Consider the following 23872-nt stretch of genomic DNA (forward strand, 5'->3'; position numbering starts at 1 on the left):
CCTCACACGCGTTCGATGATGCTGGCGATGCCCATGCCGCCGCCGACACACATGGTGATGAGCGCGCGTTTGAGGTTCCGGCGCTCCAACTCGTCCAGCATGGTCGAGACGAGGCAACCACCGGTGGCCCCCAGCGGATGACCCATCGCAATCGCACCGCCGACCACGTTCAGCTTTTCGTCCGGCACGTTGAGGTCTTTTTGCAGCCGCAACGCGACCGAGGCGAAGGCTTCGTTGATCTCGACAAGGTCGATGTCGTCGATTGTCAGCCCCGCCTTGGCGAGCGCCTTTTCCGACGCCGGGCCGGGGCCGGTGAGCATGATCGTCGGGTCCGTTGCGGTCAGCGCGATGGACAACACACGGCCGCGCGGTTCGATCCCGATATCGCGACCCGCCTGTTCGCTTCCGACCATGACGAGGCTCGCACCATCCACGATCCCGGAACTGTTCCCCGGCGTATGGACATGGTTGATCCGCTCCACCATTGGGTATTTCGCAAGTGCCACCGCATCGAAGCCGATCGAACCGGGCATGGCGAAAGACGCCTTGAGCGCACCGAGTTTCTGCATGTCCGTGTCCGGCTTGATGAAATCGTCACGCTCCAGAACGGCGATCCCGTTCTCGTCGCGCACCGGCACAACCGAGCGGTCGAACCAGCCGGAGTCGCGGGCATGGGCCGCGCGTTTCTGGCTCTCCAGCGCGAAGGCGTCCACGTCATCCCGACTCCAGCCCTCGATGGTGGCGATCAGGTCAGCCCCGATCCCCTGCGGCACGAACCCGGTGTCGAGCGCCGTTTCCGGGTCTTCACCGAACGGCCCACCATCGGCTCCCATCGGGACGCGGGACATGCTCTCGAAACCGCCGGCGCAGACTAGGTCTTCCCAACCCGACGCCACCTTGGCGGCCGCGGTGTTGAACGTATCCAGACCCGAAGCGCAGAATCGGTTGACCTGCGCACCCGGAACGGTCTCGTCCCACCCCGCCTTCTGCAGCGCGATCTTTGGCAGCACCGCGCCCTGTTCCATGACCGGGGCCACGCAACCCAGCATCACGTCATCGACGCGCGCAGTGTCGAGGTCGTGGCGGCTCTGCATCTCTTCCAGCAAAGTCGTGACAAGGTTGATCGGCTTCACTTCGTGAAGCGTTCCGTCCGCCTTGCCCTTGGATCTGGGCGTGCGGATCGCATCGTAGATATAGGCAGCTTCTGCCATCTTTCTTCCTCCCGTTTTGCCCGTCCGTCAGGCCGCGTCGAACACGGCCAGCCGGGGCAGGGGCTCCAACTCTCTTTGTGTGATGTCGCGCGCTTCGGCGCGTTCGATGCCGACCCCGCGCAGGATGATCTCGGCGGTATCGGACCCCGCCTCGCGCCATGTTCGCCGCCCGTCGATGACAAGACTCATCGCACCGAACGTCGCGCCTCCCGCCGTAGCGGTGATCGAGGCGACCTGGTCGCGATGGAAATTGAAGCGGCCCGAGACAAGCCCGCGCCGCAACTCTTCTGCGGGCATCTCGGCCCAGAAGCTTCCCAGCTTCGGTTCCATCATCGCGTAACGAGCGATGAAACGTCCCCAATGCGGGTCGTCATGCACCCGGCGCACGCAGAGCCGGATCGACGCCGAGAGTTTTTCGGCCGGATCGGACATGTCCACGCAGGCTTGCATGATCGATTCGCGAAACTCGCTCGCAACCGTGTCGCAGACCGAGGCAAACAGTTGCGCCGGGTCGTCGAGGTTGTTGTAGATCGTCCCCCGCGACAGCCCCGCCTCGCGTGCGAGGTCACTGACGGCCACGCTGCTTCCACCCTCTACGGCAAAGATCCGCATGGCGGCTTCGTGGATGCGTAGGGTGGCTGTGTTCATGACGTTTGCGTGTCCCGAAAAAATCACTGTTGACGTAAATTGAACACGAGTGTTTAATTCCTGTCAACAGCGTTCATCGCCGGCAGGGAGGTAACGGCATGAAACACCCGAAAGGGGGCGCGCAGGCGTCCGGGCTCCGCTGATGGAGCTCTTACAACTCATTATCGGCGGACTGGCCAACGGCTGCATTTACGGGCTCGTCGCTCTCGGTTTCGTGCTGATCTACAAGGCGTCCGAAGGCGTGAACTTCGCGCAAGGCGACATGATGATGCTGGGGGCGTTCGTCGTTCTCGGCCTCGGCAACTCGGCACAGATGGGGCTTCCGTTTCTTGTCGCTGTGCCGCTTGGGATCGCCATCATGTTCGGGGTCGGTTGGGGCGTCGAACGGGTGGTGGTGCGCCGCATTTTCGGCCAGCCGCAATTCGCGCTGGTGATCCTGACAATCGCGATGGGTTTCGTGTTCCGCTTCGTCGCGGGGTCGATCTGGGGGTATACGCCGCTGGTGCTGGAAACGCCGTTCGGCGGGCAGAACCTGCGCACCGGGGGCATCGTCATCTCGCTGGCTGACCTCGTAACCATCGGCGTGACCGTCGTGCTGACCATCGCACTCTGGGCCTTCTTCGCCTTCACCAAGATCGGTCTGGCCGCGCAAGCCGCGAGCCAGAACCAGATGGCGGCCTATATCGTCGGCGTCCCGGTGATGCGGGTGAACTCGCTGATCTGGGGGCTGTCCGGCGCGGTCGCCACCGTCGCGGGCGTGCTCTATGCCACACGCGGCGCGATCGACCCCAATATCGGGCTGCTCGGGATCAAGGCCTTCGCCGCCGCCGTGATCGGCGGGCTCGGCTCGCTGCCCGGTGCGCTCATCGGCGGGCTCATCATCGGCGTGGTCGAACCCGTTGCCGGCCGCTACGCCCCCGGCGAACTGGCAAAGATGTCGCCCTATATCATCATGCTTCTGGTGCTCGTGACACGCCCCGGCGGCCTCTTCAGCCAAATCCAGATGAAGAAGGTCTGAACCATGCGCGTCGTCTTCAAGAAAAGCTACGACCCGGATATCGACCTGCACGAACACGGCTGGTCGCGCGCCAAGATCGCCGTGCTGGCAGGCATCATGATCATCCTGCCATTCCTGGTCGGAAACTACTATCTCGCCGAAGCAGCGAACACGTTGATCTGGGCGCTGGCCGGCATGGGGTTGATGATCGCCGTGGGGCACACCGGGCAGGTGAGCCTCGGGCACGCGGCCTTTCTCGCCATTGGCGCCTACACCGATGCGGCGCTCATGAATGCTGGGTTGCCGTTCCTGCTCGCCTTCCCGGCGGCGGGGCTGGTCGCGGGCCTCTTCGGCGCGGTGATCGCCATTCCCGCCGTGCGCATGTCGGGCATCTACCTCGCCATCGCGACGCTCGCGGTCTTCGTCATCGTCGAGGAACTTGTCATTCTGCTGGAGCCAATCACCGGCGGGGTCGGCGGCATCATGGCCCCCTCCATTACATTCTTCGGGATCAGTTTTGACCGCTACGGCGCGCTTCAGAACTTCTACTGGTTGGTCCTCGGCGTCGTCGCGCTCGTTACATGGGGGTACGCAAACCTCATGCGTTCGCCGACCGGCCGCTCCTTCCTTGCCGTTCGGGACAGCGAAGTTTCGGCGCGGGCGCTGGGGATCAACGTCACGAAGACCAAGGCGCTGGCCTTCGGGTTATCCTCGGGCGTGACCGGGCTCGCAGGCGCGCTGATGGGGCATTACATCGGCTTCTTCAACTACGAGCTCTTCTCGATCTTCATCTCGATCAACCTGCTGCTGGTCGTCACCATCGGAGGCCTTGGCTTCATCCAGGGCGCGTTTCTCGGAGCGATCCTGATTACGGGAATGCCGCAGCTCATTGCGATCCTGCGCGATAATCTCAATGCCACGACAGGTATCGACCTCGGCTCGGTGCCCGGCCTCGACACGATGCTCTTTTCGGTGATCCTGATCCTGTTCATCATCTTCGAGCCGACCGGGCTATACGGCCGCTGGCTCAAGATCCGCACATGGTTCGAAATCTTCCCGCTTGCCCGGCGCGACATGTTCCGCCGCCAGAAATCCTATCTCAAGACGGAGCGCATGAAATGAGCCTGTTGGAGGTCAACGATCTGGCCGTTCACTTCGGCGGCGTGAAGGCCGTGGACGGCGTGTCGTTCTCCGTCGATGCAGGCGAGGTGTTCGCGATCATCGGTCCGAACGGGGCAGGGAAATCCACGATCTTCAATCTGATCAGCCGGATTTACGAACCCACCCGCGGCACCATCCGATTCGACGGGAAGGATATTACCGACTTGAAATCCCACGACATCGCGAGCCTCGGCATCGCGCGCACGTTCCAGAACATCGAATTGTTCGACCATTCCACCGTGCTCGCCAACCTGCTCATGGGCCGCCACACCCACCGCTCCACGAACTTCGTGCAGGACATCCTTTTTCTGCCCAAAGTGCGGCGCGAAGAGCGCGCGCACCGCAAACGGGTGGAAGAGGTGATCGAGTTTCTCGAACTCGAAGCCTACCGCAAAAAGATGATCGCGGGCCTCCCTTACGGCGTGCGCAAGGTCGTCGAAATCGGACGCGCGCTGGCCATCGGACCCAAGATCATCCTGCTGGACGAACCCGCCTCCGGCCTGTCTGTCGAAGAGACACAGGACGTTGCCTTCTGGATCGAGGATATGCGCCGCGACATGGGGCTGACCGTGCTAATGGTCGAACACGATATGAGCCTCGTGACCCAGGTCTCGGACCGTGTGCTCGCGGTGGCCAATGGCAAGCCGCTCGCCATGGGCACCGCGCAGGAGGTGCAGGCCGACCCGCATGTGCAGGCCGCCTATCTCGGCACACCCGAGGAGGACGCGGCATGACGGTGCTTTCGGTCAGGAACCTTGAAACCTTCTACGGCGCGATCATGGCCCTGCGCGGCGTGTCAATCGACGTGGAAGAGGGCGAGATCGTCACCATCCTAGGCGCGAACGGTGCTGGCAAGACCACGTTGATGAAAACCATCGCGGGGTTGATGGACCCGGAAAAGGGCCAGATCACCTTCTTGGGCGATCCCATAGCGGGTCTCGACCCCGACCGCGTGGTCGGTCGCGGAATCAGCCTCGTCCCCGAGGGGCGCGAAGTGTTTCCCTATCTGTCGATCGAAGAGAACCTTCGCATGGGCGGCTTCACCCGCAAAGGCGACCTCTCCGGCGATCTCGATCTGGTCTACCAGTATTTTCCCATCCTAAAGGAACGGCGGCGGCAGGCAGCGGGCTTTCTCTCAGGTGGTCAGCAACAGATGCTCGCCATCGGTCGCGGGCTGATGTCCGAGCCGAAACTCCTGATGCTGGACGAACCGTCGCTGGGCCTGTCGCCGCTTCTGACCCAAGAGATTTTCGGTATTATCGCCCGGCTGAACCGGGACGAAGGCGTGACCATGCTGCTTGTCGAGCAAAACGCCCATATCGCGCTCGAGACCGCGCATCGCGGCTACGTGCTCGAAATGGGCCGGATCGTGATGACAGGACCCTCCGACCAACTCGCCGCGTCGGACGATATCCAGGAATTCTATCTCGGGCGCACCGATGCGGGCGAACGCGGACAGAAACGGTGGAAAAGGCGCAAGACATGGAGATGAGCCGCGTGACACCCGAAGACCGCATCGCCTTCGACGGCCACGACACCATCGTGTCGCTCTGGGCCGCACGCTGTGCCCATTACGGGCCGCGCGTGGCGCATCGCGAGAAAGAGTTGGGCATCTGGCAGGAATATTCCTGGAACACTTACTACGACAGCGCCAGGAAGATCGGGCTTGCGCTGATGGAGCTGGGCGTGAGCAAGGGCGACCCGGTCCTCATCCTGTCCGAGGATCGGCGCGAATGGATCTATTGCGACATCGCCGCCGCTGCCATCGGCGCGATCCCGTCCGGGGTCTACACCACCGACAGCGCGGGGCAGCTTGCCTATCTCGCCAATGACTGCGCCGCCAAGGTGCTCTTTGTCGAGAACGACGAACAACTCGACAAATGGCTCGAAGCGCGCGGCGACATGCCGGGCATCGAAAAGGTCGTCGTGTTCGACCGCGAGGGGCTCGCGACCTTCTCCCACAAAAAGGTCATGTTCCTCGACGAGCTCTACGCCCTGGGCGAAAAGGCCGCGAACCCGGATCGGTTCGAAAAGGCGCTCGAAACCGTGCAGCCCGAAGACCCCCGGATGCTGATCTATACGTCCGGCACCACCGGCCCGCCAAAGGGCGCAATCCTGACCCACCGCAACATGATGTTTCAACTCGTCGCGGGCGAGCAGATGCTCGATTTCCACGAGACCGACGAACAGCTTTGTTTCCTGCCGCTCTGTCACGTTCTCGAACGGCTCGTCTCGGTCGAAGCGCCCATCGCCAACGGCTGCACCGTCAATTTCGCGGAAAGCCCGGAAACCGTGTTCGAAAACCTTCAGGAGGTGAACCCCGACACATTCGCAGGCGTCCCACGCATCTGGGAGAAGGTCTATTCTCGCGTGATGATCCTCCGGTCCGAGGCCGGGCCAATCGGGTCCAAGGCTTTCGACCTGGCGATGTTGCTCGGCAACAGATACGCAAAGGCCGACAACCCAGGTCTGGGGCTGAAGCTGGGCAAACTTGTCGCCGAATTCGCTGTGCTCCGAAACCTGCGCCGAATGCTGGGCTTCGCCAACGCGCGGCGCGTGACCTCCGGTGCTGCGCCCATCTCGCCGGAACTCATCGAATGGTTCGACGCGATCGGCGTCCCTTTGGTCGAAGGCTTCGGCATGACCGAAACCGGCGGCGTCGCGACTGTGAACACGGTGGACGACAACAATGTCGGCACAGTGGGCAAGCCGCTCCCCGGCGTGGAATTGAAGATCGACGAGACCGGCGAATTGCTCGTCGGCGGGCCTTGCGTCTTCAAAGGCTACTGGAACAAGCCCGAGAAAACTGCCGAGACGTTCACCGAAGACGGTTGGCTCAAGACCGGCGACATCGGGCGCATCGGCAATGACGGTGCGCTGACCATCACGGGCCGGATGAAGGACATCATCATTACAGCGGGCGGCAAGAACATCACTCCCGCCGAGATCGAGTCCAAGCTCAAATTCTCGCCCTATATTTCGGACGCCGTGGTCATCGGGGACAAGCGGAAATACCTGACCTGCCTCATCATGATCGACCAGGAAAACGTCGAGAAATTCGCCCAGGACCGCCAGATCCCGTTCTCGGATTTCGCGTCGCTCACCCGTGCGCAGGAAGTCCGCGACCTGATCGGCGGCGTCGTGTCCGAGACCAACAAGCAATTCGCGCAGGTCGAACAGCTCAAGGATTTCCGCCTGATCGACATCCTGCTCACGGCGGAGGACGAGGAACTCACGCCGACCATGAAACTCAAACGGAATTTCGTGAACGAGCGTCACGCGGCGCTCATTGACGAGATGTATTGATCGAAAGATCGCAACAGGGAGGAAAACATGAACACCATCAAAGCACTCGCGGCTGCGGCACTTTTCGCCACACCCGCCTTCGCTCAGACGCCGGGCGTCTCGGACGATGAGATCAAGATCGGCGGGGCGCACGACCTGTCCGGTATCTTCGCACCCTTCTCGGTCCCGGCTGTCGCGGCGGCGCAGGCCTATTTCGATCAGGTGAACGAGAACGGCGGCGTGCATGGCCGTCAGATCAACTACATCGTCGAGGATCACGGCTATCAGGTGCCGCGCGCGGCGCAGGCGGCGAACAAGCTGATCAACCGCGATCAGGTCTTCGCCATGCTCCTGAACCTGGGCACACCCCATAACCTCGCCATGTTCCAGTTGATGGAGCCGGAGGGCATTCCCAACGTCTCCCCGATCACTGCGGCCCGTCAGATGATCGACCCGCCTGCACCGTGGAAATTCGCAGGCACCTCGTCCTACTACGACGCGACGATTTCGGCGCTCACCTTCATGGCTGAAAACGAAGGCACGTCAAAAGTCTGCCTGATGATCCTGCCGACCGATTTCGGCAAGGAAATCGCGGAAGGCGCCTACAAGCTCGCCGAGGACGGCGTGATCGAAGTCGGCGAAGAGATCGGCCACAAGCCGGATGAGAGCGATTTCACCGGCGCGCTGGGCCGGGTCAAGGACTCGGGCTGCGATACGGTCGGCATGGCCCTGGGGATTTCGCAGGCGATCAACGCCATCGCCACCGCCCGCAAGCTTGGCATGGATGACCTGAAGTTCTACCTGTCCGGCGCTGGTTTCCACACTGTGGTCGCCAAGGGCCTTGCTCAGCAGGGGGTGATGGACGGCGTTTACTCCGGTGCCGGCTGGCAGGATCTCGAGGCCCGCGTTGGCGAGCCGGAAGTGGCCGAATGGATCGCGCAATACAAGGAAGCGACCGGCGAAGACTATCCCGGTACAGGCGCACTCCTGGGTCGGTCCGGAGCCGAGATCATGGTGCGTGGTCTCGAAGCCGCAGGCCCTGACCTGACACGCGAAAGCTTCATCGCGGCGATGGAAACACTGAACTACGAAGACCCGATAGGTGGCAACACGGTCGATTTCTCGGCCGAGGACCACACGGCGGCAGACGAAATTTTCGTCTCCCGCATCGAAAACGGCTCGTGGGTTCTGGTTCAAACCATCGAATGACACGACCGGCGGGGCGCTTTGCGGCGCCCCGCCACCCCGCCTCGCAACACAACCGAAAACGCCAAAAATCAGCCGGAGGTCCCGATGCTGACACGAACGATCTATGACGAAGAGCACGAGATGTTCCGCAACACCGTGCGGGCCTGGGCCGAGAAGGAAGTCTATCCGCACGCAGAGACGTGGCGCGAAGACGGCGTCGTGTCGCGCGACGTCTGGAAAAAAGCAGGCGACGAGGGCTTTCTATGCATGTTCGCCGACGAGAAATACGGCGGCCTCGGTCTCGACGATTTCCGTTACGACATGATCCTGTGCGAAGAGATCGGCCCGCGCGAGCCGGGGCTGTTTCTGGGCCTCCATAACCGCATCGTCGGACCCTACCTTCAGAAATTCGCGTCCGACGAACAACGCGACCGTTTCATGCAGGGCGTCGTCTCGGGCGAGACAATCCTCGCCATCGCCATGACCGAACCGGGCACGGGGTCTGACCTCGCTGGCATCAAGACCCGCGCGGTCGAGATGGACGACCACTGGGTCCTGAACGGCTCCAAGACATATATCTCCAACGGCTATCTCGCAGGGCTGACGCTGGTCGCCGCCCGGACCAATCCCGACAAGCCGCACGAGATTGGCCTGTTCTGGGTCGAAGATGGTATGGAGGGCTTTGATCGTGGCCGAAACCTGAAAAAGGTCGGGCTGGAAAGCCAGGACACCGCCGAATTGTTCTTCGACGACGTGAAAGTGCCGAAGGAAAACGTGCTGGGCGATCCCAAGGCCGGGTTCAAGACGATGATGATGAACCTCGCCGAAGAGCGCCTGATCGGCGCGGTCGGTTTCGTCGGGCGTGCCGAACACGCCTTCAACATCACGATGGAATTCATCATGGAGCGTCGCGCCTTCGGCAAGCCTATCGGCACGTTCCAGAACTCGCGCTTCAAAATGGCCTCGATGCGGACCGAGCTCGATGCCGCCTGGGCACTGACCGACCATTGCGCGGCAGCCCATATGAAGGGCGAATTGTCCGCCGAAATGGCCGCCGAGGTGAAGCTCTACACATCCGAGGTCGAAGGCCGCGTGGTGGACGAGTGTCTCCAGCTTCACGGCGGCGCGGGCTATATGGACGAATACGAAATCTCGCGCCTCTACCGTGACGCCCGGATCAGCCGCATCTACGCCGGCACCTCCGAGATCATGCGCGAAATCATCGGGCGGGGCCTTGGGCTGGACGACCGGCAGCGGAACTGATGCCCGGCCTGTCGCTCACCCAGCCCGTCGTCAAAGCCGCCACCGAACGCCCCGGGGAGACGTTCACGATCTTCGGGGACCGGCGGCGCACCAACGCGGACTTCGCGGACCGCGTGGCACGGTTCGCAGGCGCGCTGGTTGCAGGTGGCGTCACCAAAGGCGACCGGGTTGCGATGCTCGCCATGAACTCGGACCGCTATGTCGAATACGTCTTCGCGACCCTCTGGGCCGAAGGGGTGATCAATCCGGTGAATGCCCGCTGGTCCCCCGTAGAGATGGCCTATTCTTTTCAGGACAGCGGAACACAGGTGCTGCTGATCGACGACACATTCCTGCCGATCCTCGATGACCTGCGCGGCCTCGCGCCCGGTTTGCGGCGGATCATCTACGTCGGCGACGGAGAGACGCCGGACGGCTGCGAAAATTACGAGATGCTCATCGCGTCGCATGACCCGATCCTCGAGGGCGGTGCGGCGGGCGACGATATGGCAGCGCTGCTGTATACGGGCGGCACCACGGGGCGACCCAAAGGCGTCATGCTCTCGCACGAAGGCATCGCGACCTGTTCGCTCGCCCTGACCGCTGCCGCACCGAACGGAGGCGACAAGCCCGGCCTTCACGTCGCGCCGTTCTTTCACATCGGCGGGGTCGGCGTGATTTTTCAATTCGCCTTCCGCCGCGCGCCGCAGGTCATCATGCCCGCGTTCGAGCCCGGCGAGGCGCTGCGCCTCATCGAAGCCGAAAAGGTGGCCGACATATTCGTGGTGCCCACCATGCTGCGCGTCATCCTCGACCACCCGGACATGGCCACCCGTGACCTCACATCGCTCGTCTCGATCCGATACGGCGCGGCGCCCATCAACACCACGCTCCTGAACCGCGCGATGGATGCAATCCCCACCGCGGGCTTCATGCAGGTCTACGGTCAGACCGAGTTTTCGCCTGTCATCACCTGCCTCGCGCCCGATGATCATCTTGGCGAAGGCGCCGAGCGCCGTCTGACCTCTGCTGGCCGTCCGCTGCCCTCCGCGTCCGTTCGGATCGTGGATGAGAACCGCGACCCTCTGCCGCAAGGCGCGGTGGGTGAGATCGCCGTGCGGGGTGCGCAGACAATGCTCGGCTATTGGAACCGCCCCGAGGAAACGGCGAACACCCTGTCCGGCGGCTGGCTCTACACCGGGGACGCGGGGATGATGGATGAAGAGGGGTTCCTGCACATCGTCGACCGGGTGAAGGACATGATCGTGACGGGGGGCGAGAACGTCTATTCCGCCGAGGTGGAAAACGCGCTCGCAACCATGCCCGGCGTCGGGGCCTGCGCCGTGGTCGCACTCCCCGATGAACATTGGGGCGAGCGTGTTCATGCCGTGATCGTGCCCACACCCGGCGCGGCGTTCACGCTCGAAGCCGTTCGGGCCCACTGCAAACCACTCATCGCGGGTTACAAGGCGCCCCGCTCGATCTCCATCCTCGACGAACTTCCCCTCTCGCCCGCTGGGAAAATCCAGAAAAACGTTTTGCGCGACACCCTCGCGAAGGAGGCCTGATGCCGTTCCCCCGTGTCCATTTGGAAGAAGAGCACGAAATGTTCCGCGATCAGGTGCGCCGCTACCTGCGCGACAACATGGCCGGCAAAGTCGCCAAGTGGCGCGAACAGGGCCATGTCGACAAAGAGGATTTCCTCGCTTTCGGCAGGGAAGGGTGGCTGTGCCTCTGGGCAGACGAGGCATATGGCGGCCTCGGCATCCGCGACATCCGCTACGATCAGGTGTTGCAGGAGGAAACCGTGCGCTGGACCGACAGCGGGTTCTTCCACAACGCGCATTCCATGCTGGTCGGCCCCTATCTCGACCGTTTCGCCAACGACGAACAGAAATCGCGTTTCTTGCCCGGCGCTGTGTCCGGCGAAACGGTCATGGCTATCGCGATGACCGAACCCGATACCGGCTCCGACCTCGCCGCGATCCGTACCAAGGCCGAGGATCAGGGCGACCACTACCTGATGAACGGCTCGAAGACCTACATCTCCAACGGCATCATCGGAGACTTATTCGTGGTCGCCGCCAAGACCGGCGAGAAACGCGGTGAAATCGGCCTCTTCGTCGTAACCAGCGATATGGAGGGGTTTTCCCGCGGACGGCATCTCAAAAAGATGGGGCTTCAGGCGCAAGACACCGCCGAGATCCGCTTCGACAACGTTCGCGTGCCGAAGGAAAACCTCTTGGGCGAAGCGGGAATGGGCTTCGCCTACATGGCCGAATGTCTCGCCGTCGAGCGCACGATGAGCGCCATCGGCTCGCTCGCTCATGCCCAGGTCGCCTTCGACATAACGCTCGACTTCATCAAGGAGCGCACCGCGTTCGGCCAGCCTGTCGGCACGTTCCAGAACACCCGCTTCGTCATGGCCGACCTGCGTGCGCGGCTCGACGCGACGCAAGCCTGGCTCGACCAATGCGTCATGCTGGCCAACGCCGAGAAACTGACGCCCGAAGATGCCGCTGCCCTCAAACTCGTCACCTCCGAGCTTCAGGGCGAAGTCGTAGACGCCGGTCTGCAATTCCACGGCGGCGCGGGGTACATGGATGAATACGAGATCAGCCATATGTTCCGGGACGCCCGCATTGCGCGGATCTACGCGGGTACGTCGGAGATCATGAAAGAAATCATCGGGCGCGGTCTGGGTCTGGGTGACCCGCGCCGCTAGCGGTCGGTGGGGATGACCCACAGCGCAATGACGGCGACGCTCGCAACGATGACACTCGCCGTGGTCGCCGCGGGCAGGCCGATCCAAACAGTGAGCCCCGACAGCCCAAAGGCCAACGCCGAGGTCGAGGCAGTGTTGGCCAGCATCCAGATCGACATCACGCGCCCCCTGAGTTCGTCCTCGAGCCGCGACTGCACCCCGATCTGAAGCGAGACGCCCACGAAGGTCGATGCGAAGCCGACCAGCGACGCAGCGGGAAGTGTCCACTCGAAACTGGGCGCGTGGACAAGCCCGAGCGTGCCCACGAACCCCGCCCAGATCACCGCGAAGCGCAGCGGCCGGTATCGCAGAAGCCGGTTGCCTGCAACGACCTGAAAAATCGCCGCGACCAGCGCACCGCCACCGACCGCTGAAGTCAAAAGACCAAGCCCCGTCGCCCCCCGCCCGAACATCCCGTCCGCGACCAGAGCGAGGATTTCCGAAATCCCCCGGATCAGCCCGAGAGCCGCGACCGCGAGCAGGATCGAGCGTCGTATCGCCCACCGTTCCCACACCACGCGAAACCCCTCCGCCAGATCAGCGAGCAGCGCGCCGTGGCTCTCATGGTCGCCTTCGCGCGGACGTAAGGTCGGCGCGATCAGGGCATTGGGAAGGGCGAGCACCACGCCGATGAGCGACGTGGGGAAGGTTCCGAAAGCTGCAATCATCGCGCCGCCTAGCGCCGGGGCCAACAATCGCCCGATATTGAAATTGAGCGCCGCAAGCGCCACGACCGACCCGATCGCGGGGCGCTCGACCAGACGCGGACCCAGCGACTGGCGCACCGGGTGATAGGCCGACATGACGATCCCGAAAGACAGCGCCACGAAGAAAAGCGGAACGGCGGTCAGCCACCCCGCCGCGAGAAGCGCGGCGATCACCACCGGAACGGCGAGAAGCGCCAGCGTCACCCGCTGGAACGCGATCCGCGCCGACATCCGGTCGATCAATGCGCCGAAGAACGGCCCGAAAATGGCGATGGGCAACATGCTCGTCGCGGCGATGACGCCCACGAAGGTCGGCGAATGGGTCAGGTCCCAGGCGAGCCACGACATCAGGATGCGACTGATCCAGCCGCCATTGGTGCCGCAGACGGCGCCGACATAGAAGCGTCGGAATTCCGGATAGGCGAGGGCGCGTTCGCTTGCCTCCTGCGGGTCAGGGATCGTGGTCATGCCCCGCTTAGACGCCTTTGCGCAAAGCGTGGCAAGTCACGCAGCCAGCGCCCAGTGTGCGCAGATGCGCGGAACCGGGCGTTTCGGCCTGCGTTTGCGAGACGTCAACATATACGCGGGAGCTGCTCTCCGACCAGCATGTCCACGATCCTCGCGCCACCGAAAAGCGTGCGCATCGTGACCTGACCCGCGGGCGCAGGTTTCGCTCGTCCGATCACCGTCGCCCCTTCGCCTTCCGGCACCGATCGCATTGCCGCCAACGCGGCCTCCGCCTCGTCCTCCGGCACGAACAGCACCAACCGCCCCTCGTTGGCAAGGTAAAGCGGGTCGAGCCCGAGGATCTCACAGGTGCCTTTCACTTCGGCCCGAAGCGGGAGCGCGTCTTCTTCGATTTCCACAGCCACGCCAGCCGCCTCAGCGATTTCATTGAGCGCCGAGGCCAGCCCGCCCCGCGTGCAATCCCGCGCCGCGCGGACGTTCGGACAGGCCGCCTGAACCGCAGCCATGAGATGCCCCAGCCCCGCACAATCCGACACGAGGTCGGAGGACAGCGCCATGTCGCCCCGCGCGGCAAGAATGCAGGCGCCATGATCACCCAGCACCCCGTTCACGATGGCCACGTCTCCGGGGCGTACATTGCCTGCTTTCAACTCGACGCCGGGCGCGATCACGCCCACGCCGGTCGTCGTGATGAACACCTGATCCGCGGACCCGCGCCCGACGACCTTGGTGTCGCCCGTGACGATCCGAACGCCCGCCTTGTCCGCCTCGTCCCGCATCGTCGCCACGATCCGGCGCAAAAGGGCGATTTCCGTGCCTTCCTCGATGATGAACGCAGCCGACAGGTACAGCGGCGTCGCTCCGCCCACGGCAAGGTCATTTACTGTGCCGCACACGGCGAGCTTGCCGATATCGCCGCCGGGAAACTCGACCGGCGTCACCACGAAACTGTCGGTGGTCATGGCGAGCCGCGCCCCCGGAACCGCCAGCGCCTCGGCGGTGAGCCGCGCCTGGTCTTCCATCCCGTCCGGCTCGAACACATCGGTAAAGACGCTTTCGATCAAATCGCGCATCGCCTTGCCGCCGCCACCATGGGCGAGCGTCACGCGGCTGTCGCGCAGCACCTTCTGCCCGGTCACGTCCTTCATTCTGCAGCCTCCACCGCCGCGCGCCCGCCGCCGTATTGGTAGTACGCCGCACAAGCGCCCTCGGACGATACCATCAGCGCGCCCAGCGGCATTTCCGGTGTGCAGCCGAGCCCAAATTGCGGGCAGCCGGTGGGTTTGATGCGACCCGTCATGACCTGGCTACAGGCGCAACCTTCCGGCTCCTCGACCGACCGCTCGACCTCGGCCCCATAGCCGATCCCGAACTTCGCCTCAGCGTCGAAGGCCGCGTATTTCTCGCGAATGCGCAACCCGCTCTCGTCGATCTCGCCCAGCCCGCGCCACGCGAAGGAGGGGCGTTTCTCGTACACGTCTTCGATGGCGGCAAGGCTCACGGGGTTGCCATGTTCCGGCACGACGCGGGCGTATTGGTTCTCGACCACTGCGCGCCCGTCTCTGATCTGTTCCAGCACCATGAGCACCGATTGCAGCAAGTCCAGCGGCTCGAACCCGGCGACCACGATAGGCTTGCCGTAATCGTCGGCAATGAAATCGTATGGATGCGTTCCGATCACCATCGAAACATGACCCGGCCCCACGAACCCGTCGAGCACCATGTGCGGATCGTCCAGAAGCGCCTTGATCGGCGGCGGCACGGTGATGTGGTTGCAGAACACGGTGAAATTGGTCAGCCCCTCACGCGCGGCCTGTTGGATCGACAGCGCGGTCGAGGGTGTCGTCGTCTCGAACCCCAGACCGAAAAAGATCACCTCGCGCTCGGGGTTGCGGCGGGCAAGCTCCAGCGCGTCGAGCGGGGAATAGACCATGCGAATGTCGGCCCCGTCCGCCTTGGCCTGCAAGAGCGACTTTTTCGTCCCCGGCACCCGCATCGCGTCACCGAAGGTGGTGAAGATCACGTCCTCCTGTTCGGCCAGTTCGACACATTCGTCGACCCGCGCCATCGGCAGCACGCAGACAGGGCAGCCGGGTCCGTGGATGAACTCGACGCCTGCGGGCGTCAGCTTGTCCAACCCGTACCGGAAGATCGCGTGGGTGTGCCCACCACAGATTTCCATGATGTAGACGGGGTTCTCCGCCGTCGCGCCAATCTCGTCCACGACGCGGTCAATCGCGGCGAGCAGGCCCTTCGCCGCCTTGGGGTCGCGGAATTCCTCGACATATCTCATGCCCGTTCCTCCAGAGCCTTCGCGCCCTCGGCCATCGCCTCCAGCGTTTCCTGCGCCTCGCCGAGGCCCTCGAGCGCCTTCAGCGTTTCCGCGGCCTCTTGTTCGTCGATGATCGCCATGGCGAAGCCCACGTGGATCAGCGCGTATTCCCCGATCAGGTCACCGGGTGTCATGCCCGCGCCCAGCACCGGGGCAATGGACACTTCGCGCCGGACGCCTGACACATCGGCCATCGCCATAAGGCGGCTTTCATCGGTGATCTCGACGATCTGTCCGGGGATGCCTAGGCACATATCACGTCTCCTGATTGACCGGCGGGGCGATCCCGTAGCGGTCGAGTTTCGCGCGCAGCCCGACACGGGACAGGCCCAGTTCGGCGGCGGCGCGGGATTTGTTCCATTTCAGCCGGGTGAGCGTTTCGCGCAGGATGCGCATTTCGATGAGTTCCACCCGGTCCTTCAGTGTCCCGTCTCCCACCAACACCTGATCGGCCCGCCGATCCGCGCCCTCGTCCGAGGGCGCTGCCTGCAAGATATGGCGCGAGATCAGCTCCGGCCCCAGCACACGTTCCTGCCCGAAGATCAGCATCCGCGTCACCTCGTTCTCAAGCTCGCGGAGGTTGCCGGGCCAGTCGTAATTCTCCAGAAATCCCAACGCGGGTTCCGCAATGCCATGCACCGTCTTGCCATGGCTTTGCGAGGCTTCGAACAGCATGTTCTGGGCCAGCACGGCCACATCGCCGGGGCGCGCGCGCAAAGGCGGGACCGCGACCTCGGCGGTAGACAGCGCATAGTAGAGATCCGCGCGGAATCTGCCGTCAGCGACAGCGGCGCGCAGGTCGGTATGTGACCCGGTCAGGAGCCTCGTGTTCGTGGTCAACGTCTCGTGCCCGCCAAGCGGCTGGAACGCACCCTCCTGCACGACCCGCAGAAGCTCGATCTGAAGCTGCGGAGACAGCGTGTCGACACCGTTCAGGAACAGTGTGCCCCGGTCAGTCTTCTGCAAAAGCCCGACCTTGTTGGAGTTCAGCCCAGCAAACGCCCCGCGTTTTGCGCCGAATAGTTCGACCTGTATCATCTGCTCGGACAGCCCGGCGCAGTTCAATTCGAAAAAGGGCCGTTCCGAGCGCAGCGACGTGTAATGCATCGCCCGCGCGATCTGCACCTTGCCGACCCCCGGCTCGCCGACGATCAAGGCGGGCACGTCGAAGCTCGCATATTGCCGCGCGATGTCGATCACCTGGTTCATCGGGCTGTTGGGCGCGCGCAGCACGTTCTCGAACCCAAGCCCCTCGCGCAACGCCGCGCGCTGTTTCTCCAGCTTCGCATTGGCGGTATTGGCGAGGTACTTGCTCTCCAATGTCAGCCGGTCATGGTCGCGGCTCAACTGGAACAACCGCGCTGCGCCCTTGGCGACCATCAGAAGCTGATCGGGATGCCACGGTTTGGTGACGAACTGGTATATCCCGGCCTCGTTGATCGCGGCGATCATGTCGGTCGCCTCGGTGTAGCCGGTGATGATGATGCGCACCGTTTCCGGCCAGCGTTCGCGCACATCGGTCAGGAATTCGACGCCGGTGGTGCCGGGCATCCTCTGGTCGCAGAAGATGACCTGCACGTAATTATCCGCCATCAGCCCCTGCGCCTCATCCGCGCTGGTGGCGGTAAGGCAGTCGAACTCGTCCTCGAGCGCCATTTCCATGGCGCTGACCGAATGCGGCTCGTCATCGACCAGAAGGATCGTGGGGCGCGCCTCGGCCATCACTCTGCCGCCTCGGTCGCGGACTTTGCGGCCAGGTTGCCCCTCAGCCAGTCGATCCAGGCGTCCATGCCTTCGCCGGTCCGAGCCGAAATGCGGATGATCTCGATGGTCGGGTTGATGCGGCGCAGGTTGTGTTCATAGAGGTCGAGGTCCACGTCGCAATAGGGCGCGAGATCGACCTTGTTCAAAAGCGCGATGCGGCTGGCCGTGAACATATCGGGGTATTTCAGCGGCTTGTCCTCGCCCTCGGTGACGCTCAGGATCGCGACCTTGCAATCCTCGCCAAGGTCGAAGCCGGCGGGACAGACGAGGTTGCCGACGTTCTCGATGAACAGCATTGCGCCCTGCGGCAGGTCGAGATGCTCCATGGCGTGACCGACCATATGGCCGTCGAGGTGACAGCCCTTGCCGGTATTGACCTGCACCGCCGTCGCCCCCGTCGCCCGGATACGGTCGGCATCGTTCGCGGTCTGCTGGTCGCCTTCGATCACGGCGAGCGGCTGATCCCCCAGCGCCTCGATCGTCTTGCACAGAAGCGTGGTCTTGCCGGAACCGGGCGACGATACGAGGTTCACCGCAAAGGCCCCAAGGCCGATGAGCGCGTCCCGGTTCGCCGCTGCGTAGCGGTCGTTCTTCGTCAGGATGCCGGTCTCGATCTCGATCAGCCGCTCCTGGCTCATCCCGGCCACGTCGACACCTGCGGCCCCCTGGCCGAAGTGGATGTCGTCGCCGTGGTGATGCACGTGGGAATGGTCGTGAGGATGGTCGTGGCTGTGTCCATGATCGTGGGAATGGGAATGCCCGTGGTCATGAGAATGATCGTGACCATGCGCCTTGCTTTCGACACTCGTATCTCCGCATCCGCAAACCGTACACATTACGCCACCTCCAAATCCTTGATCCGCATTTCGTCGCCCCCGTCGGGCATGAGCTGAAGCGACCCGCAGAGCGGGCAGGGGTCCAGCCGATCCTCGATCTCCACCGTCTCACCGCAGCCGAAACAGCTTGCACGCCCCGGCAGGTCGATCATCACCAGTTCCGCGCCCTCCGCGGGCGAACCGCGCATGACCACGTCGAACGCAAACGCAAGCGCGTCCTTCTCGACACCCGCGAACCGTCCGATCTCGACCCGGACACGCGAGATGCGAGGCGCGTTGTGTTTCGCGGCGCTGTCCACGATGATCTCGCGCATCCCTTCTGCCAGCGACATCTCATGCATGGTTCAGCGCCCTCACTCCAATCTCGTGGCACGGGTCCAGAATATCCATGACGAGGCCGGACTTGCCAGCATCGCGCGCATTGAGCGCAGCAAACGTGATCTCAAGAATGCCCCCCGGTGCGCAGAGGTGATCGGTCGGGGTGATACGAGAGATGCCCGTGATCCGCCCCCGCTCTTGTCTGAGTGTCAAAGCATAGGTCCCACGCGAGGCAGGCACCAGCGCGACTCCGGCATCGGTCACGCGCGGCGCGGGCAAGGCGCCGCGGCAGGCGTCTGCCAGATCGTAGAGCCGTGCCACAGCCCGCCAGTAAAGATCGCGTCCCCGATCGACCTCGAGACTGCGTAGGACCGTGTGGCTCGCCTGCCGCCCGGCGACTGAGTTCTCGACCGCGACAGGCGACAGCGCCCATGTGTCGGTCAGGGCGGGCAGGGCGGCGGCGACGCCCGTGCCGGGCGGCAGAACGCGGTCGAGCGCGGCCAGCACAGGCGCGATCCCGCGACCCGTCCCGCAGGCGGCTTGAAACGAGCGCACCGTTTCGGGAAATGGCCCGTCGAACAATGCGCGGAGCAAACCCTCCCCCCCAGCCTGCCAGTGCGTGGGGAGCGGCAGAGGGGCGAGCCCCAGCTGCGCGGGCCAGGTGACAAAGAGTTTGAGCACGTGATCGCGAATGACGTCACCCGTCAGGTCGATCACAGGCGCGGGCAATCCGAGTGCCAGATGCGCCGCCGTCGCCTGTGCCGACCGGCACAGGTTGAACAGGCGCGGCAGCATCTCGGCTACCGCTTCAGGCGTCAGGCCCCGGATCATTTGCGCGATCGGCACACCCGCCGCGCGTGTGATCTCGAAATTGCCCACCCGTGCATTCATCACTCAGACAGGCCCCCGGTCAGAATCTGGCGGCGGGTCGGCTCCGAAATGACCGAGCGATCGTCGTCGAGGGCACCCTCTGCATTACCGTTTCCAGCCTCCTCAAGCGCGGCAATCTCGCTCTCCCGTGCCGCGCGAATGTCCTGCGCCCGGTCCGTTTCCGCCCGGTTCTCGTCCTTGAAAAGTTCCACCATCACAGCCTCGGCAACTTCGACCGCCTGCGCCTGCGTGTTGAAATCACCCATTGGCGAAAATAACGAACAGGCCTTGTAGCCCCCGATCATGTCGCGCCGATTATGGATGAATTCGTATTCGCCCGAGGGAAACGCAATGGTTTCCTTGTCACCCGCGACAAGCCCAGACCAATCCTCGTCCTCACCCGGAAGCTGCACGAGGTTCATGAACCACGGCGACATGAGCACGCCCAGAGGCCGCCCTTCGTGTATGCGCCAACCAACCGCCTGAACCCTCAGCGCCGCATTGACCAGCGGCACGTCTCGCATGGTGCCGTTCCAGACTTCGGTGAAATCGGCGACCAGCTTCGCGGTCAGGTCGTCGAGCAGCCGGATATCGGCCGCGGATTGGCTGCCGGGGTCTTCGGCCACAAGGAACTGGTCCTTGGGCGACGAACAATTCGGACAGGACCAATCCTCCGGTAGATCGACAAAGGCCGTGCCCGGTTCGATCTGCCGGAAATCGTCTCCCTCGGCGGGATCATAGGGCGTCCAGCACACTTTGCATTCCATGATCGCTTGCGGGCTGATCTTGTCGGCGGCCCCAAGATAGCTGCCTTCGAAACCTGTCATCTGCCCGCTCATCTGATGGCCTCGATCACTTCGACGATCCGCTCGCCGCTGTCTTTCAGATCCTCATCAGCGGCCAGAGCCACCTCGGGCATCTCGGTGACTTCGAACGTGTCGAGGATAAGCTGTTCGGTCGAATTGTAGAATTGGACCCGCCACAGATGTGGCGTGGCCTGTGCCGTGATCCGGCAATTGCCGTAACCGCGCGACAGGATCGTGACCGCGCCCTCGCCGAAAGCATCGGAAAGCCAGACAAGGTCCGGCTCCGTATGGGGCAGAAGCGTGAGGTTCACCACATGGGGCGCATCACCCACCTGCCATGACGCGGTCTTGTCGAACAGCTCGGTGATGAGCGCGGGGCCGTTCGCCAGACCCGGGATCATCGCGATCCCCGGACCTTCGCCCGGGCGGTGGGGCATATGCGCCTTTTCAAGCGCGACCGGCGGAACCTGACCCACGTCGATCCGGTCCACACCGACACCCGATACCATCCAGACGCCTGCGAACCAGCTTTCCTGAATGGCCAGAGCCGGTTGGCCCTGCACCTTCATTGCCACTTCGCCTTCGCCCATCGTTTCCGCGATGAAAGCGCGATTTTCGCGATCCAGCGTGGTGAGGTCGAAACGCGCCGGCGCCATGCCCTGCGCGACCCGCGTGCAGGCTGCCGCAATCTCGGCCAAGAGCGCCATGCCCGCCGCAACCCTCGTCGGTTCCTCGACGTCCGGGGTCGAGGGCGTGAAGGTCCGCATGTCCTGCGGCATCTGCATGTATTCGAGCGTCTCATCCTCGCCCAACGGCTGCGAGCCGGGGCCAAAACCGATGGGGGGCAGTACGAAGTCAGCCATTTTTGTCTCCTCAGGCGACGGTTTGCGGGGTGGGCATGGCAAGGATCTGCGGTATGCGCTTCATGTAATCGTTCCAGTCACGCACCTTGGGCAGGGTCGACAGGAAATACCCGTCACGGAAGAAAACGAGGTTCGGGGTGCGGTGAAATTCGATCGTCTCGCGCACCCATGTCTCGGCCTCGCCGGTCGCGACCGCACAATCGAACGCGCCCTGAAAGGTCATGCGCAACTCCGGCAACACGACTGCCACGTCGGGCGTCTCGAGATTGCGCTGGGCATCCCCGGGCAGAAACACCACGTGCACGCCCTCGGTCGAAATGAAGCCTTCGGCATCGGCAGGTGTCGTGAGAAGCGGATAGCCCTCGGTCTCGACAAGGCGGTCGACCAGCGGATGACCACAGGGGCCCTCGCTCTTATCCAGTGTGGTGAGTTGCGTCATGCAGTTGTCTTTCCTTCGCTCAGGGCAGCGGCCAGATGCAGCGGCAGACGCGGCCCGGTTTCTTCGAGATCGGCAAAGGCATCGCCCAGATCGCCTCCGCCCATGACCGACCGCAACCCGTCGAGCGCGGCCGAGATTTTCTGTGCGTCGTCTTCGGTGATGACCTCGCGGGCGGAGCCGAGGAAGGTCAGGAGCCATGTTCCCGGCTCGACTTCACCGACGAGCGCGAGGTCGATGGTCTCGGTCACGGTGCCGTCCGAGCAAAGCGCGGACATTTCATCGCGCCTGATCACCTGCATCGGCACCCCCACGCACATCAGGCGGTCTCTTTCGGATAGAACCGGATGTCGCCTTTGCGATGCGCTTCGGCTTCCGACGGGCGCCCGCCCTCATAGGCGTCGCGGGTGATCGACGGATCGGCGAGGTCATCGGTCGCATGGCGTCCTTCGCGCGCGACAATCCCGAGGGCTGCCAGTTTTTTCAGGGCAATCTCGATGGCCGGGTCGATCTGCGCCGCCACGATATCGCGTAGCCCCCCGCCGTAATCCTCAAGCTCTTCGGGCTGGCATCCGATCAGGATCAGCGTCTCGGGGCGGTATCCCATGAGCTCCGACGTCGCGATCACGTCCTGAAACCCGGTCTGATGGAGACTCATCTTCTTCGCGCCCATGAACGACGGAACCTCGTCGCCCTCGACCACCTTCATCTCGCCGGGGGCCATCCCGTAATCCACCGCGTCGAAGACCAGAAGGATGTCGGCCTCTTCGAGGAACGGGAGCAGATAGAGCCCCTGCGTCCCGCCATCCATGATCTTTACGTTGTCATGGAATGCCACGCGCGAGGCCAACCGTTCGACACAGCGGACCCCAAAGCCTTCGTCGGCCCAGAGAACGTTTCCGATACCCAGAATAAGCACGCGCGGTGCCATGTGCTGTCCCTCCCTGTCCAACCGGAATCCCTCTTTCCGGTGGGTTGTTCGGGTGAACGTAATGCGACCAGCACTCGAATGCGGCATTTTGTCGTGATGGCGAGGTGACTGGCTAAAACATTGCTTTTCAACGGGAAAGTCCGAGCGATTCATGCATTTCACTGAAGTGTTATGGAAGGCAGTAAGCCACAAGGCGACAAAATTGGAAAGTATCTTGCCGCATGCGCGGGGACTTGCCTAACTCCGAGTCACCCGGAACTCTGCCCGCTTCCGTCCGTTCTCCTGCCAAACCGGGGCACAACTGGCCTCGGACCTGACACAAGGAGAAAGACAATGAAACGCAACACCATTCTTCTCGGCTCCGCGGCTGCCCTGACGCTCGCCACCGGCGCGGCCTTCGCTCAGGAAGGCTCGGCCACCGTCACGACTGATCTGAACATGCGCATGGGCCCCGGTCCCGGCTTCAAGATCGTGCAGGTTCTGCCCGCGGACACGCAGGTCGACCTCAACGGCTGCATCCCGGCGGATGGCTGGTGCAAGGTGACGGCGAACGGCTCCACCGGTTGGGCCTATTCGCCCTACCTCGCCGTGGATCAGACCCCGGTTGCCGAAATCGAAACAATCGAAGTGATCGAATATGACAGCAGCGGCGAAAGCGCTGCGGCCTCGATCATCGGCGGCGGCACTGGTGCTGCGGTCGGCGCATTGGTCGGCGGTCCCGTCGGCGCAATTGTCGGCGGCGTAGCCGGCTCCACCGTGGGCGGCAGCGCGGTTCCCGAGGAAACCACCGTCTACGTGCGCGAGAACCCGGTCGAGCCGGTCATTCTCAGCGGCGAACCGGTTCCGGGCGTTTCGATCCCGCCAGAGGTGGATTTCTACGAGGTTCCGGCCTCCCCGACCTATTCCTATCTCAACGTGAACGGAGACACCGTGATCGTGGACAGCGAAACGCGCCAAATCGTTTCCGTCCTTCGGTAATCACTTCGTCACGAACCCTCACCAAAGGCCCCGCCGCAGTCGAAACCCTGCGGCGGGGCTATCTATT

General features: G+C 63.4%; 25 protein-coding genes. 10 read left to right on the forward strand and 15 right to left on the reverse strand.

The genetic code is table 11. From position 1 onward, the window contains the following. Positions 1 to 2 precede the first annotated feature (2 nt). Complete coding sequence (locus KJP28_RS17655) at positions 3 to 1211, reverse strand: acetyl-CoA C-acetyltransferase (RefSeq protein ID WP_218393942.1); 1209 nt, start codon at positions 1209 to 1211, stop codon at positions 3 to 5. 27 nt (positions 1212 to 1238) lie between these two features. Next, complete coding sequence (locus KJP28_RS17660; protein ID WP_218393943.1) at positions 1239 to 1859, reverse strand: TetR/AcrR family transcriptional regulator; 621 nt, start codon at positions 1857 to 1859, stop codon at positions 1239 to 1241. Positions 1860 to 2001: 142 nt separating this feature from the next. Between KJP28_RS17660 and KJP28_RS17665 the strand changes: the two genes are divergently transcribed. From KJP28_RS17665 to KJP28_RS17705, 9 genes are all read left to right on the forward strand, one after another. Beyond that, positions 2002 to 2877, forward strand: coding sequence for a branched-chain amino acid ABC transporter permease (locus KJP28_RS17665; protein WP_218393944.1), 876 nt, complete (start codon positions 2002 to 2004; stop codon positions 2875 to 2877). Positions 2878 to 2880: 3 nt separating this feature from the next. Further along, positions 2881 to 3978 carry a branched-chain amino acid ABC transporter permease gene (locus tag KJP28_RS17670; RefSeq protein WP_218393945.1) on the forward strand — a complete coding sequence of 366 codons (1098 nt, stop codon included), beginning with the start codon at positions 2881 to 2883 and terminating at the stop codon, positions 3976 to 3978. Then, positions 3975 to 4751: an ABC transporter ATP-binding protein gene (locus tag KJP28_RS17675; protein WP_218393946.1), complete on the forward strand. Its 777-nt coding sequence runs from the start codon at positions 3975 to 3977 to the stop codon at positions 4749 to 4751. The genes KJP28_RS17670 and KJP28_RS17675 overlap by 4 nt, the downstream gene beginning before the upstream one ends. Continuing rightward, a complete protein-coding gene (locus KJP28_RS17680; RefSeq protein WP_218393947.1) occupies positions 4748 to 5509 on the forward strand; it encodes an ABC transporter ATP-binding protein in 762 nt (253 codons plus the stop codon). Before KJP28_RS17675 ends, KJP28_RS17680 begins: the two co-directional genes overlap by 4 nt. Further along, entirely contained in the window at positions 5500 to 7323 is a 1824-nt protein-coding gene (locus tag KJP28_RS17685; protein ID WP_218394039.1) for an AMP-dependent synthetase/ligase, read from the forward strand. Before KJP28_RS17680 ends, KJP28_RS17685 begins: the two co-directional genes overlap by 10 nt. Before the next feature lie 27 nt (positions 7324 to 7350). Beyond that, positions 7351 to 8511: an ABC transporter substrate-binding protein gene (locus tag KJP28_RS17690; RefSeq protein WP_218393948.1), complete on the forward strand. Its 1161-nt coding sequence runs from the start codon at positions 7351 to 7353 to the stop codon at positions 8509 to 8511. An 84-nt stretch (positions 8512 to 8595) separates the two neighbouring features. Further along, positions 8596 to 9753, forward strand: a complete 1158-nt coding sequence (locus KJP28_RS17695) for an acyl-CoA dehydrogenase family protein (RefSeq protein WP_218393949.1) — start codon at positions 8596 to 8598, stop codon at positions 9751 to 9753. Continuing rightward, positions 9753 to 11300 (forward strand): long-chain-fatty-acid--CoA ligase, encoded by a 1548-nt coding sequence (locus KJP28_RS17700; protein ID WP_218393950.1) that lies wholly within the window; start codon positions 9753 to 9755, stop codon positions 11298 to 11300. The genes KJP28_RS17695 and KJP28_RS17700 overlap by 1 nt, the downstream gene beginning before the upstream one ends. Next, positions 11300 to 12457, forward strand: a complete 1158-nt coding sequence (locus KJP28_RS17705) for an acyl-CoA dehydrogenase family protein (RefSeq protein ID WP_218393951.1) — start codon at positions 11300 to 11302, stop codon at positions 12455 to 12457. Before KJP28_RS17700 ends, KJP28_RS17705 begins: the two co-directional genes overlap by 1 nt. On the opposite strand, the gene KJP28_RS17710 is transcribed toward KJP28_RS17705, so the two are convergent. From KJP28_RS17710 to KJP28_RS17770, 13 genes are all read right to left on the reverse strand, one after another. After that, entirely contained in the window at positions 12454 to 13671 is a 1218-nt protein-coding gene (locus tag KJP28_RS17710; RefSeq protein ID WP_218393952.1) for an MFS transporter, read from the reverse strand. The two genes, KJP28_RS17705 and KJP28_RS17710, sit on opposite strands and share 4 nt — an antisense overlap. A 104-nt stretch (positions 13672 to 13775) precedes the next feature. After that, entirely contained in the window at positions 13776 to 14819 is a 1044-nt protein-coding gene (gene hypE / locus KJP28_RS17715; protein ID WP_218393953.1) for a hydrogenase expression/formation protein HypE, read from the reverse strand. Continuing rightward, positions 14816 to 15964, reverse strand: coding sequence for a hydrogenase formation protein HypD (gene hypD / locus KJP28_RS17720; RefSeq protein WP_218393954.1), 1149 nt, complete (start codon positions 15962 to 15964; stop codon positions 14816 to 14818). The genes hypE and hypD overlap by 4 nt, the downstream gene beginning before the upstream one ends. Next, a complete protein-coding gene (locus KJP28_RS17725) occupies positions 15961 to 16257 on the reverse strand; it encodes a HypC/HybG/HupF family hydrogenase formation chaperone (RefSeq protein WP_218393955.1) in 297 nt (98 codons plus the stop codon). Before KJP28_RS17725 ends, hypD begins: the two co-directional genes overlap by 4 nt. A 1-nt stretch (position 16258) precedes the next feature. Next, complete coding sequence (locus tag KJP28_RS17730; protein WP_218393956.1) at positions 16259 to 17725, reverse strand: sigma-54-dependent transcriptional regulator; 1467 nt, start codon at positions 17723 to 17725, stop codon at positions 16259 to 16261. After that, positions 17725 to 18603: a hydrogenase nickel incorporation protein HypB gene (hypB, locus tag KJP28_RS17735; RefSeq protein WP_218393957.1), complete on the reverse strand. Its 879-nt coding sequence runs from the start codon at positions 18601 to 18603 to the stop codon at positions 17725 to 17727. The genes KJP28_RS17730 and hypB overlap by 1 nt, the downstream gene beginning before the upstream one ends. Continuing rightward, complete coding sequence (gene hypA / locus KJP28_RS17740) at positions 18603 to 18944, reverse strand: hydrogenase maturation nickel metallochaperone HypA (RefSeq protein ID WP_218393958.1); 342 nt, start codon at positions 18942 to 18944, stop codon at positions 18603 to 18605. Before hypA ends, hypB begins: the two co-directional genes overlap by 1 nt. Continuing rightward, positions 18937 to 19812, reverse strand: coding sequence for a hydrogenase expression/formation protein HupK (locus KJP28_RS17745; protein WP_218393959.1), 876 nt, complete (start codon positions 19810 to 19812; stop codon positions 18937 to 18939). The genes hypA and KJP28_RS17745 overlap by 8 nt, the downstream gene beginning before the upstream one ends. Beyond that, positions 19812 to 20618, reverse strand: coding sequence for a [NiFe]-hydrogenase assembly chaperone HybE (gene hybE / locus KJP28_RS17750; RefSeq protein WP_218394040.1), 807 nt, complete (start codon positions 20616 to 20618; stop codon positions 19812 to 19814). Before hybE ends, KJP28_RS17745 begins: the two co-directional genes overlap by 1 nt. Before the next feature lie 8 nt (positions 20619 to 20626). Further along, positions 20627 to 21460: a hydrogenase expression/formation protein gene (locus tag KJP28_RS17755; RefSeq protein ID WP_218393960.1), complete on the reverse strand. Its 834-nt coding sequence runs from the start codon at positions 21458 to 21460 to the stop codon at positions 20627 to 20629. Positions 21461 to 21470: 10 nt separating this feature from the next. Further along, complete coding sequence (locus tag KJP28_RS17760) at positions 21471 to 21899, reverse strand: thioredoxin domain-containing protein (RefSeq protein WP_218393961.1); 429 nt, start codon at positions 21897 to 21899, stop codon at positions 21471 to 21473. Then, positions 21896 to 22216, reverse strand: a complete 321-nt coding sequence (locus tag KJP28_RS17765; RefSeq protein ID WP_218393962.1) for a HypC/HybG/HupF family hydrogenase formation chaperone — start codon at positions 22214 to 22216, stop codon at positions 21896 to 21898. Before KJP28_RS17765 ends, KJP28_RS17760 begins: the two co-directional genes overlap by 4 nt. Further along, positions 22216 to 22827, reverse strand: coding sequence for a HyaD/HybD family hydrogenase maturation endopeptidase (locus tag KJP28_RS17770; RefSeq protein WP_218393963.1), 612 nt, complete (start codon positions 22825 to 22827; stop codon positions 22216 to 22218). The genes KJP28_RS17765 and KJP28_RS17770 overlap by 1 nt, the downstream gene beginning before the upstream one ends. A 333-nt stretch (positions 22828 to 23160) precedes the next feature. On the opposite strand from KJP28_RS17770, the gene KJP28_RS17775 reads away from it, so the two are divergent. Further along, positions 23161 to 23805 (forward strand): DUF1236 domain-containing protein, encoded by a 645-nt coding sequence (locus tag KJP28_RS17775; protein ID WP_218393964.1) that lies wholly within the window; start codon positions 23161 to 23163, stop codon positions 23803 to 23805. The last annotated feature ends 67 nt before the right edge of the window (positions 23806 to 23872 follow it).

Origin of the sequence: Maritimibacter dapengensis (assembly GCF_019218265.1) — a bacterium.
GTDB lineage: Bacteria > Pseudomonadota > Alphaproteobacteria > Rhodobacterales > Rhodobacteraceae > Maritimibacter > Maritimibacter dapengensis.

Excerpts from the sequence above, each read along its gene's own strand:
- KJP28_RS17655 (WP_218393942.1), bottom strand. The coding sequence starts at position 1,211 with ATGGCAGAAGCTGCCTATATCTACGATGCGATCCGCACGCCCAGATCC.
- KJP28_RS17660 (WP_218393943.1), bottom strand. The coding sequence starts at position 1,859 with ATGAACACAGCCACCCTACGCATCCACGAAGCCGCCATGCGGATCTTT.
- KJP28_RS17665 (WP_218393944.1), top strand. The coding sequence starts at position 2,002 with ATGGAGCTCTTACAACTCATTATCGGCGGACTGGCCAACGGCTGCATT.
- KJP28_RS17670 (WP_218393945.1), top strand. The coding sequence starts at position 2,881 with ATGCGCGTCGTCTTCAAGAAAAGCTACGACCCGGATATCGACCTGCAC.
- KJP28_RS17675 (WP_218393946.1), top strand. The coding sequence starts at position 3,975 with ATGAGCCTGTTGGAGGTCAACGATCTGGCCGTTCACTTCGGCGGCGTG.
- KJP28_RS17680 (WP_218393947.1), top strand. The coding sequence starts at position 4,748 with ATGACGGTGCTTTCGGTCAGGAACCTTGAAACCTTCTACGGCGCGATC.
- KJP28_RS17685 (WP_218394039.1), top strand. The coding sequence starts at position 5,500 with ATGGAGATGAGCCGCGTGACACCCGAAGACCGCATCGCCTTCGACGGC.
- KJP28_RS17690 (WP_218393948.1), top strand. The coding sequence starts at position 7,351 with ATGAACACCATCAAAGCACTCGCGGCTGCGGCACTTTTCGCCACACCC.
- KJP28_RS17695 (WP_218393949.1), top strand. The coding sequence starts at position 8,596 with ATGCTGACACGAACGATCTATGACGAAGAGCACGAGATGTTCCGCAAC.
- KJP28_RS17700 (WP_218393950.1), top strand. The coding sequence starts at position 9,753 with ATGCCCGGCCTGTCGCTCACCCAGCCCGTCGTCAAAGCCGCCACCGAA.
- KJP28_RS17705 (WP_218393951.1), top strand. The coding sequence starts at position 11,300 with ATGCCGTTCCCCCGTGTCCATTTGGAAGAAGAGCACGAAATGTTCCGC.
- KJP28_RS17710 (WP_218393952.1), bottom strand. The coding sequence starts at position 13,671 with ATGACCACGATCCCTGACCCGCAGGAGGCAAGCGAACGCGCCCTCGCC.
- hypE (WP_218393953.1), bottom strand. The coding sequence starts at position 14,819 with ATGAAGGACGTGACCGGGCAGAAGGTGCTGCGCGACAGCCGCGTGACG.
- hypD (WP_218393954.1), bottom strand. The coding sequence starts at position 15,964 with ATGAGATATGTCGAGGAATTCCGCGACCCCAAGGCGGCGAAGGGCCTG.
- KJP28_RS17725 (WP_218393955.1), bottom strand. The coding sequence starts at position 16,257 with ATGTGCCTAGGCATCCCCGGACAGATCGTCGAGATCACCGATGAAAGC.
- KJP28_RS17730 (WP_218393956.1), bottom strand. The coding sequence starts at position 17,725 with ATGGCCGAGGCGCGCCCCACGATCCTTCTGGTCGATGACGAGCCGCAT.
- hypB (WP_218393957.1), bottom strand. The coding sequence starts at position 18,603 with ATGTGTACGGTTTGCGGATGCGGAGATACGAGTGTCGAAAGCAAGGCG.
- hypA (WP_218393958.1), bottom strand. The coding sequence starts at position 18,944 with ATGCATGAGATGTCGCTGGCAGAAGGGATGCGCGAGATCATCGTGGAC.
- KJP28_RS17745 (WP_218393959.1), bottom strand. The coding sequence starts at position 19,812 with ATGAATGCACGGGTGGGCAATTTCGAGATCACACGCGCGGCGGGTGTG.
- hybE (WP_218394040.1), bottom strand. The coding sequence starts at position 20,618 with ATGACAGGTTTCGAAGGCAGCTATCTTGGGGCCGCCGACAAGATCAGC.
- KJP28_RS17755 (WP_218393960.1), bottom strand. The coding sequence starts at position 21,460 with ATGGCTGACTTCGTACTGCCCCCCATCGGTTTTGGCCCCGGCTCGCAG.
- KJP28_RS17760 (WP_218393961.1), bottom strand. The coding sequence starts at position 21,899 with ATGACGCAACTCACCACACTGGATAAGAGCGAGGGCCCCTGTGGTCAT.
- KJP28_RS17765 (WP_218393962.1), bottom strand. The coding sequence starts at position 22,216 with ATGTGCGTGGGGGTGCCGATGCAGGTGATCAGGCGCGATGAAATGTCC.
- KJP28_RS17770 (WP_218393963.1), bottom strand. The coding sequence starts at position 22,827 with ATGGCACCGCGCGTGCTTATTCTGGGTATCGGAAACGTTCTCTGGGCC.
- KJP28_RS17775 (WP_218393964.1), top strand. The coding sequence starts at position 23,161 with ATGAAACGCAACACCATTCTTCTCGGCTCCGCGGCTGCCCTGACGCTC.